This window comes from Orenia sp. (assembly GCF_055140805.1).
On sequence record NZ_JBSQYM010000133.1, the window covers coordinates 1 to 8,640 of the forward strand.

Genomic DNA, 8,640 nt, shown 5'->3' on the forward strand with positions numbered 1-8,640 from the left:
TTAATTAATCTTTTAATCTTTAATTCGTGTTAATTCGTTGCTAATCTTTAGCTTTTGATCTTTAGTCTTTTATTACACTTTAGACTTGGATATCTATAAGGAATTATCTGAAAGGTATAATTACCACTACTAAAGGTTAAAAAGCATTGAAAAATCGCTGTAGCTGCTGTATAATTATGGTTGAAATAAAGTTTCTTAATACAAAACAATTTTATTCTGAAATTAGAAAATTAAAAGATAGAGAGAGCTATCTATATATATGGATATTTTCTTTCGACCTGGAGGTATTATTATGGAATTTGATTCGATAGATAGTTTGCATGATTTAAAACAGTTATTTATGTTACATCATCTCAGTAATAGAATTATTTATATTGTTGGAATCCTATTTGTAGCTGCATTTGTTGCCCATGTTATCACTAAAAAGTTTAAAATACCTAGTGTAGTTGGTGATATCTTAGTAGGTATTTTATTCAGTATCGGTTTTATTAAAAAGGCACCTTTTTTATCGGCAGAACATAAGGAATGGTACTCTTATTTAATTCATTCTTTTGACTATGTAATTATCTTAGCAGTCTCTTTTATCTCCTTTATTATTGGAACTGAGTTAAACTTAAAGATTTTAAAGAAGCTAGAACTAGAGTTTGCTTTGATTGTCTTAATTGAGTCTCTGGCTACCTTTGCTTTGGTAACTACTTCGATGTTGATAATTGGAAAACCTTTATTCTTCTCGTTACTTTTAGGAGCGATAGCAACAGCAACGGCTCCAGCTGCTACAGTCTTGGTATTAAAGGAGTATAAGGCTAGAGGGGAGTTAACTTCTACCTTATTGATTGTCTTAGCTCTTGATGAGGCTTTAGCTATTATTATCTTCAGCTTCGTTAAGCCAATTGCTTTAATCAGTATATCACCAGCGTTACACTATTCTCTCTTCAACTCTTTTTTAATACCCTTAGTTAAAATAGTTGGTTCGATAGTATTGGGCTTGAATATCGGATACTTTTCACAGAAATTAATGGGAGTATATTCTGAGCAGAAGAGTAAGAAAATATTATTATTACTAGCAACTATCTTTGGTGGTTCAGATATTGCAATCTTCTTAGGGATATCACCTTTGATTACAAATCTATCAATTGGTTTTGCTTTTAGAAATTTTTCTAAAAAGTATCTAGGCATCTCTGAAATTATAGATACCTTAAGCCTACCACTTCATACAGTCTTCTTTATCTTAGCTGGAACTCAGATTGAATTTCATAATATAACTTCTAAATCCTTTCTTGTAGTTGCTTTAGTCTACACCTTGGCTAGGGTGATAGGTAAAGTAGGTGGGGCTAGCTTAGGAGCTGTTTTATCTAAAGCACCTACTAATGTAAGTAAATACATTGGCTTAGGGCTATTACCCCAAATCGGTGTATCGATAGATTTGGCTTATAATGTCCAGCATCAATTTGTTCATTTCTCTGATGTTGGTCAGTTTATCCTAAATATTATCCTATTTACTACAATTATTACAGAGATTTTAGGTGCAATTGGTACAGAGTATGCTCTTAGTAAGAGTGGAGAGATGAGAACTTAATTTCTCCAAACTATTATCTATAAGGAGGGTTTTTATGTCTAATAATTATAGACCTGAAATTTTGGATAAAGAGATGGTCAGAAGGGCTTTAGAACGTTATTATATCAGAAATACCTTTGATCAAGATTGTACCAAACTTGAATCTGGAGTCTGCTTATTAGCTGATGGAGAAGCTAATAGCTTGGATTTGGGTTTAGAAGAGAATTATTGCTGGCAACTAAAAGAGCTAATGGATGATTACCATAAGTATCGACAAGACCTATTAACAGTTGAAGATCAAGCTTATTTAGAGGAGTTGATAGAAATATTTGAAGAAGAGTCTATTGGTATTTTAGAGTTTGACTGTGGACATTTTGATATAACAGATGGACTCCATCGCTTATGTATTGCTAGCAACTCTGAAGTTTCTGTTTATGCTACTTATAAAGCAGAAGGTGAAATTTGTCCAATTTGTGAGTCTATCAAGGAAAGGTCTGCAATTATTAATAAAGGTCACCTATTATAGCTAGATTTAAATTGTTTTTGCTTGTTTTAAACAGGATTTTTCAATTTAAAGGGATAAATAAGTTATAGTCATTCAACTTTAAAATGAAACAATAGAAAGATATTGTAACATTTTTTGGAATCTGGAATCAAGGAATCAGTTATAAACACTGGTTCCAGATTCCTGATTCCCGACATGAAAGTGTTGCTATATATATCCATTAAATTACACTTTAGACTTGGAGATCTATATCAAAGGTGATATTAAAATAAGATTTATTGTTAATGTGAAGGGAGATTTGATAAATGAATAAGACACCAAATAATTTAGTTAAAGCTGTAGATAGGTCAGTCAATATTTTAGAAGAATTGGCTAATTATGAAGATGGTTTAGGAGTAACAGAGTTGGCTAATAGGTTAGATATTCATAAGAGTTCAATTCATAGGTTATTATCTACTTTAGTTTATAGAGGTTTAGTTAAACAAGATCCTAAGACTGATAATTATAAATTGGGTCTAAAGCTTTTTGAGTTGGGGAGTAGAATCTTTAATGATTTAGAAATTAGAGAGTATGCCAGACCCTATTTGGAGGAGTTAGTAGCAATAACAGATGAAGCAGTTCATTTGGTGATAATGGATCAAGGGGAAGTTGTCTATATTGATAAGGTAGAGAGTTCTAAGACAATTAGAATGAACTCTCAAATTGGTAAGCGAGTCCCAGTCCATTGTAGTGCTGTAGGCAAGGCGATGTTGGCTTATTATCCTCAAATAAAAGTTGATAAGATTATTAAGGAGCAAGGGCTGGCTAAGTATACAGAGAATACAATTACCGATCCTACCGAGTTTAAAGAGCATTTAAAACAGGTTAAAGAGCAAGGGTATGCTATCGATGATGTAGAGCATGAGTTAGGGATTAGATGTGTAGCAGCTCCTATCTTTGATTATAGTGGAGAAGTAGTATCTTCAGTCAGTGTCTCAGGTCCGACTATCCATGTTACTAAAGAGCGAGTTGGAGAGCTAGCTAAGGTGGTTAAGGATACTGCCATGAAGATATCTTCTCAACTAGGCTATAGAGGATAATTTTGATGAATTTATGAACCTACTCACTCTAATCTAGGTCTTTGCATTAGATTAACTATGGTGAAGTAGGTTTATTTTCTATTTAAGATAGAAAATTGCTGTAAAACATCAAATTAGACTTGAATAACTTATATATGTATAGTATAATAACAATATAATAAAACGAAACCAAGTTTCATAATAAGAAACAGACAGAATATAAGTTGATAATCCTGGATAAGATATTTTTTTAATAATTTTATGAAACTGAGTTTCGTAATAAGAAACAAAATTAATGTAGGATAAGCCTATAATATTAGAAGCCTACCAATTAAAATATTTAAAAATTTTATTATTAGGGGGCGGATTAGATGGCACAATCGAGTTTAATCTTAGTAACATTGGCAGCTATAGGACTATTATTATTTTTAGTTTTGAAATTGAGGATTCAGGCGTTTATTTCATTATTGATAACTAGCATGTTTGTTGGTATAGCAACAGGAATGCCACTTAATGAGGTAATTAAGAGTATCCAAAATGGAATGGGTGGTACCTTAGGCTTTGTAGCCACTGTTGTTGGTTTGGGAGCGATCTTTGGTCAGATTCTTGAGGCTTCTGGAGGAGCAGAGGCTTTGGCAACAACCCTAATCAAGAAGTTTGGTAAGGATAGAGCTTCTTGGGCCTTAGTGATAGCAGGATTTTTAGTGGCTATTCCAGTCTTCTTTGATGTTGGATTTATTATCTTGGTACCTATTGTTTATGCGTTGGCTAAGGATACTAAAAAATCGGTATTATATTACGGTATTCCTTTACTTGCTGGTTTAGCTGTTACTCATACCTTTATTCCACCAACGCCTGGTCCAATAGCAGTGGCTGAGATCGTTGGGGCAGATCTTGGTTGGGTAATATTCTTTGGTGCTTTAATTGGAGTCCCCACAGCAATTTTGGCAGGACCTGTCTTTGGTAAATATATTGGAAATAAGATTCATGTAGATGTTCCTGAATATATGATTAAAGATGCTGATGAAATGAAAAGAGATACTTCAAATCTTCCATCTTTTAGGTTGATTACAAGTATTATCGGTGTACCATTGGTATTGATCTTAGCAAATACTTTGACTGATTTATTAGTTAAGAAGGGTGTTATGGCTAATGGAGCTGTTGCCCAGTTATTTGGATTTTTAGGTCATCCTTTTGTAGCTTTAACTATTGCTACCTTATTAGCAATTTACTTATTAGGAACTAAACGAGGTTTTACTAAAGATGAATTATTAGAGTTAAGTACTAAGGCATTGGGACCAGCAGGGCTGATTATACTAGTAACTGGTGCTGGTGGAGTCTTTAAACAGATGTTAATTGATAGTGGAGTAGGAACTATGCTGGCTAATACTATTGCTAGTTCAAGCTTGCCACCGATTGTCTTGGCATATATTTTGGCTGTAGTAGTACGGATTACCCAAGGTTCTGCGACAGTTTCTATGATTACTGCAGCAGGAATTATTGCACCAGTAATGCAGGTTTTTGATTTATCAGCTCCTGAAAGGGCTTTGATAGTATTGACGATTGCATCTGGGGCAACTATTTTATCCCATGTAAATGATAGTGGTTTCTGGTTAGTGGGAAGATATTTTGGTTTAAATGAGAAGCAGACTCTTCAATCTTGGACAATAATGGAGACTATTATTTCTATAGCAGGTTTTGGTTTTGCATTAGTATTTAGTTTTTTTGTATAAAATCAGGCCTTGGGAATTTAATCTTCCAAGGTTAACTAATAGGTTTGAAGTCTTTAATTTTTAACCTGTATATGAAACTTAGTTTCTTATTAAGAAACGAATTAAAGTGAGGTGAAATTATGATAGAGGTAGCAACCTTAGGGGAGACGATGATTGTGATGAATCCTAGAGATACTGGTAACTTAAAGTATATCTATGATTACCGTAAACAACTAGGAGGTGCAGAGAGTAATTTTGCTATTGGCCTTTCTCGGCTAGGACATCAGGCTGGTTGGATTAGTAAGTTAGGTGCTGATCCCCATGGTGAGTATATCAATTCCTTTATCAGAGGAGAAGGTGTTGATACTTCCCAAGTTAAGTTTAGTGCTGATGCAATGACTGGATTATATTTTAAAGAAAGAAGTCTACTTCATGAGGTTAAGGCTTATTATTATCGCCATGATTCGGCAGCCAGTCAGATGAGTCCAGCAGATTTATCTGAGGAGTATATTGCTCAAGCAAAATACTTACATTTGACAGGTATAACTCCAGCGTTAAGTGATTCTTGCCATCAGACTATATTAAGAGCAATTGAGATAGCTAAAGAGAATGATGTTAAGGTCTCCTTTGATCCCAATTTACGTTTAAAGCTATGGGAAGATAAAGAGCGGATGAAAGAGATTATGTTAGAGTTATTTAAAAGCTCTGATATTGTCCTTCCAGGAGTAGAGGAAGGTGAGATTTTATTTGGCTTAGATGACCCCCGGAAGATAGCACAAGAGATTTTAAGTCTGGGTACAGAGATTGTAGCTGTCAAATTAGGTCCTGCTGGAGCTTTGGTAGCAGATAAAGATGGTATGGAAGTAGTTGCTGGCTATCCTGTTGAACAGGTAGTTGATACGGTAGGAGCAGGTGATGGTTTTGCAGCAGGATTTATTGCTGGGTTATTAAAAGGGTATAGCCTAGTAGATGCTACTAAATTGGCCAATGCTGTAGGTGCTTATGCAGTCACGGTACTTGGTGATGTAGAGGGTTTACCCTCTCTAGAAGAAATTAAGATATTTACTGGATTAAAAGAAGGAATTAATAGATAATTAAGAGGTGATAAAGGTGAATAAGCAAAAGAAGATAGACGCTGTTTTGGAGAGTGGTGTAGTAGCAGTTTTAAGAGGAACTCAAGCTGATAAGATGGTTAAGATTGCTCAAGCATTGTTGGCAGGAGGAGTTAAGGCCTTGGAAATTACCTTGGACAATCCAGCCGCTTTAGATATAATCAAGGAGTTATCAGTTGAGTTAAAAGATACTGAAGCTATTGTTGGAGCAGGTACAGTCTTAGATGGAGAGACGGCACGAGCTGCAATTTTGGCAGGGTCAGAGTTTGTCTTCTGTCCGACATTAAACCAAGAGGTAATTAAGGTTTGCAACCGTTATGGCAAGGTAGTAATTCCTGGGGTATTGACTCCAACAGAGATGATTAGTGCCTATGAAGCTGGAGCAGATTTGGTCAAGGTCTTTCCAGCAGGAGTAATGGGAGCTAAATATATTAAGAGTGTTAAAGGTCCTTTAAGCCATATTCCAATTATTACAACTGGAGGAATCAATTTAGATAATGCAGGAGACTTTATTAAAGCAGGGGCAACTGCTATAGGTGCAGGAGGATCTTTAATCGATAAAGAGGCTATTGCTCAAGAGAATTATCAGCTATTGACTAAAAAGGCAAAAGAGTTTGTTAAAATTGTACAAGAAGCTAGAAAGTAATTATTAATCAATTAATAAATAAATACAGGAGGTTTGATTATGCTAAATAGCCAGAAGTTAAGACAGGCAGGTCCAGAGATTGATGCTTTACGTTTAGCAACAGGGTGGAGTAGGGAAGATCTATCGAAGGCACAGATTTTAATTGATAGTACTTATGGTGCCAGCCATCCTGGTAGCTTTCACTTAAATCAAATAGTTAAAGAGATTGCTAAAGGTGTAGAAGCAGTAGGAGCTAAGCCAGCTGAATTTACAGTTACCGATATCTGTGATGGGGTAGCTCAAGGTCATGATGGGATGAATTACTCTTTAGTCTCCCGTGAGATGATTGCCAATATGGTAGAGATTCACGCTTTGGCTCATCCTTATGATGGAGTTGTATTATCATCTTCTTGTGATAAGGCGATTCCTGCTCATTTAATGGCGATGGCAAGGGTTGATATGCCAGCAATCCATGTACCAGGAGGGACGATGAGTCCTGGGAAGGATGGTTTGACCTTAGAGAAGATAGGAACTTATGCTGTTCAACTAGAGAAGGGGGAGATTAGTGAAAAGGAGTTTGTCTGCTATCAAAATGAGGCTTGTCCTAGCTGTGGTTCTTGTCAGTTTATGGGAACGGCTAATTCGATGCAGGTAATTGCTGAAGCTTTAGGTTTGGCTTTGCCAGGTTCAGCCTTAATACCAACTAAGGATGGAACTATCGATGACTTTGCTCAAAAAGCAGGAGAGCAGGTCTTGGAATTAGTTAAAAAAGATATTAAACCTAGTGATATTTTGACCAAAGAAGCCTTTGAGAATGCAATTACTCTTCATGCTGCAGTAGCGGGTTCAAGTAATGCTTTATTACACATTCCTGCTATTGCCCATGAGGTTGGTATAGAGATAGAGCCAGAATTATTTGATGAGATTCATAGAAAAACTCCATACATTGCCAATGTAATTCCAAGTGGTCAATATGCCTGTGAAGCTTTATGGTATACTGGTGGAGTCCCTGCTGTTATGGAAGAGATTAAGGACTTACTGCACCTTGATGTGATGACCGTTACAGGTAAGACTCTAGGTGAAAATTTAGCAGAGATTAGAGAACAAGGCTTTATTGAAAACTGTCGCAGTCAATTTAAGGATAATTACGGTCAAATTGAAGTAGAGGATGTCCTAAAGAGTAGAGAGAAACCAATTTCCCAAGAAGGTGCTATAGCAATTTTAAAAGGAAATTTAGCTCCTGAGGGTGCAGTGGTCAAACATTCTGCTGTGGCTATAGAGATGCATAATCATATTGGTCCAGCTCGTGTCTTTAATTGTGAAGAGGATGCTAAAAATGCTATCATTGATAAGGATGTTCAGCCAGGTGATGTAGTCTTTATCCGCTATGAAGGTCCCAAGGGAAGTGGAATGCCAGAGATGTTCTATACCACTGAAGCCCTTGCTTCTGATCCTGAACTGGTAGCTACTACAGCCTTAATCACCGATGGTCGTTATTCTGGGGCTACTAGAGGTCCAGCTATTGGTCATGTCTCTCCAGAGGCAGCTGCTGGAGGTCCAATTGCTTTAGTAGAAGAGGGAGATTTGATTAAGATCGATATTCCTAATCGTAAGTTAGAGATTGTGGGAATAGCTAAAGAAGAGAAAACTGCTCAGGAGATTGAAGAGATATTAAGGGATAGAAAGGTAAATTGGATTAAGCCTAATTTAGCTAAAAAGAAGGGTGTTCTAGCTCAATATGAGAAATTAGCTATCTCTCCGATGAAGGGTGGCTATATGAGTTAATAGTTTAGAGAAAAGTTTTGGGATTTAATTTAACAATTAGAGTAGAGATGTTAAGGTAACTTGATTATGGTGTAGAGTTTTTTGCTACAATATAAGCAGGTTGCCTTTTTTAATTCTAAGTAGAGATAATCTTTTATAGTCATCTAACTTTAGAATAAAATTTAAATATATCGTTATATATAGAGAGTGCGACACTTTTTATAATGATAAATTTACTAGCCACAGGTTTCAACCTGTGGAGATGATGACATGTTACACTACGGGTTAAAACCCGTAGCTAAAACTTAA

At 35.8% G+C, this 8,640-nt stretch carries 7 protein-coding genes; all 7 read left to right on the forward strand.

Annotated elements, in window-relative coordinates; translation table 11 throughout:
• Positions 1–292 precede the first annotated feature (292 nt).
• Entirely contained in the window at positions 293–1,576 is a 1,284-nt protein-coding gene (locus ACTCDL_RS12175) for a cation:proton antiporter (protein ID WP_463176930.1), read from the forward strand.
• 34 nt (positions 1,577–1,610) lie between these two features.
• A complete protein-coding gene (locus ACTCDL_RS12180; RefSeq protein ID WP_463176933.1) occupies positions 1,611–2,081 on the forward strand; it encodes a hypothetical protein in 471 nt (156 codons plus the stop codon).
• A 284-nt stretch (positions 2,082–2,365) separates the two neighbouring features.
• The gene (locus ACTCDL_RS12185) at positions 2,366–3,139 is read left to right on the forward strand and encodes an IclR family transcriptional regulator (protein WP_463176935.1); all 774 of its coding nucleotides are present in this window, start codon (positions 2,366–2,368) and stop codon (positions 3,137–3,139) included.
• A 350-nt stretch (positions 3,140–3,489) separates the two neighbouring features.
• Complete coding sequence (locus ACTCDL_RS12190) at positions 3,490–4,851, forward strand: GntP family permease (protein ID WP_463176938.1); 1,362 nt, start codon at positions 3,490–3,492, stop codon at positions 4,849–4,851.
• Positions 4,852–4,970: 119 nt separating this feature from the next.
• Positions 4,971–5,924 carry a sugar kinase gene (locus ACTCDL_RS12195; RefSeq protein ID WP_463176941.1) on the forward strand — a complete coding sequence of 318 codons (954 nt, stop codon included), beginning with the start codon at positions 4,971–4,973 and terminating at the stop codon, positions 5,922–5,924.
• Positions 5,925–5,931: 7 nt separating this feature from the next.
• Positions 5,932–6,588 carry a bifunctional 4-hydroxy-2-oxoglutarate aldolase/2-dehydro-3-deoxy-phosphogluconate aldolase gene (locus tag ACTCDL_RS12200; RefSeq protein WP_463176943.1) on the forward strand — a complete coding sequence of 219 codons (657 nt, stop codon included), beginning with the start codon at positions 5,932–5,934 and terminating at the stop codon, positions 6,586–6,588.
• Between the two features lie 39 nt (positions 6,589–6,627).
• Positions 6,628–8,352, forward strand: coding sequence for a dihydroxy-acid dehydratase (ilvD, locus tag ACTCDL_RS12205; protein ID WP_463176947.1), 1,725 nt, complete (start codon positions 6,628–6,630; stop codon positions 8,350–8,352).
• The last annotated feature ends 288 nt before the right edge of the window (positions 8,353–8,640 follow it).

What these genes read in the sequence shown, in the direction of transcription:
- ACTCDL_RS12175 (WP_463176930.1), top strand. Translation starts at nt 293, where the DNA reads ATGGAATTTGATTCGATAGATAGTTTGCATGATTTAAAACAGTTATTT.
- ACTCDL_RS12190 (WP_463176938.1), top strand. Translation starts at nt 3,490, where the DNA reads ATGGCACAATCGAGTTTAATCTTAGTAACATTGGCAGCTATAGGACTA.
- ACTCDL_RS12180 (WP_463176933.1), top strand. Translation starts at nt 1,611, where the DNA reads ATGTCTAATAATTATAGACCTGAAATTTTGGATAAAGAGATGGTCAGA.
- ACTCDL_RS12195 (WP_463176941.1), top strand. Translation starts at nt 4,971, where the DNA reads ATGATAGAGGTAGCAACCTTAGGGGAGACGATGATTGTGATGAATCCT.
- ilvD (WP_463176947.1), top strand. Translation starts at nt 6,628, where the DNA reads ATGCTAAATAGCCAGAAGTTAAGACAGGCAGGTCCAGAGATTGATGCT.
- ACTCDL_RS12185 (WP_463176935.1), top strand. Translation starts at nt 2,366, where the DNA reads ATGAATAAGACACCAAATAATTTAGTTAAAGCTGTAGATAGGTCAGTC.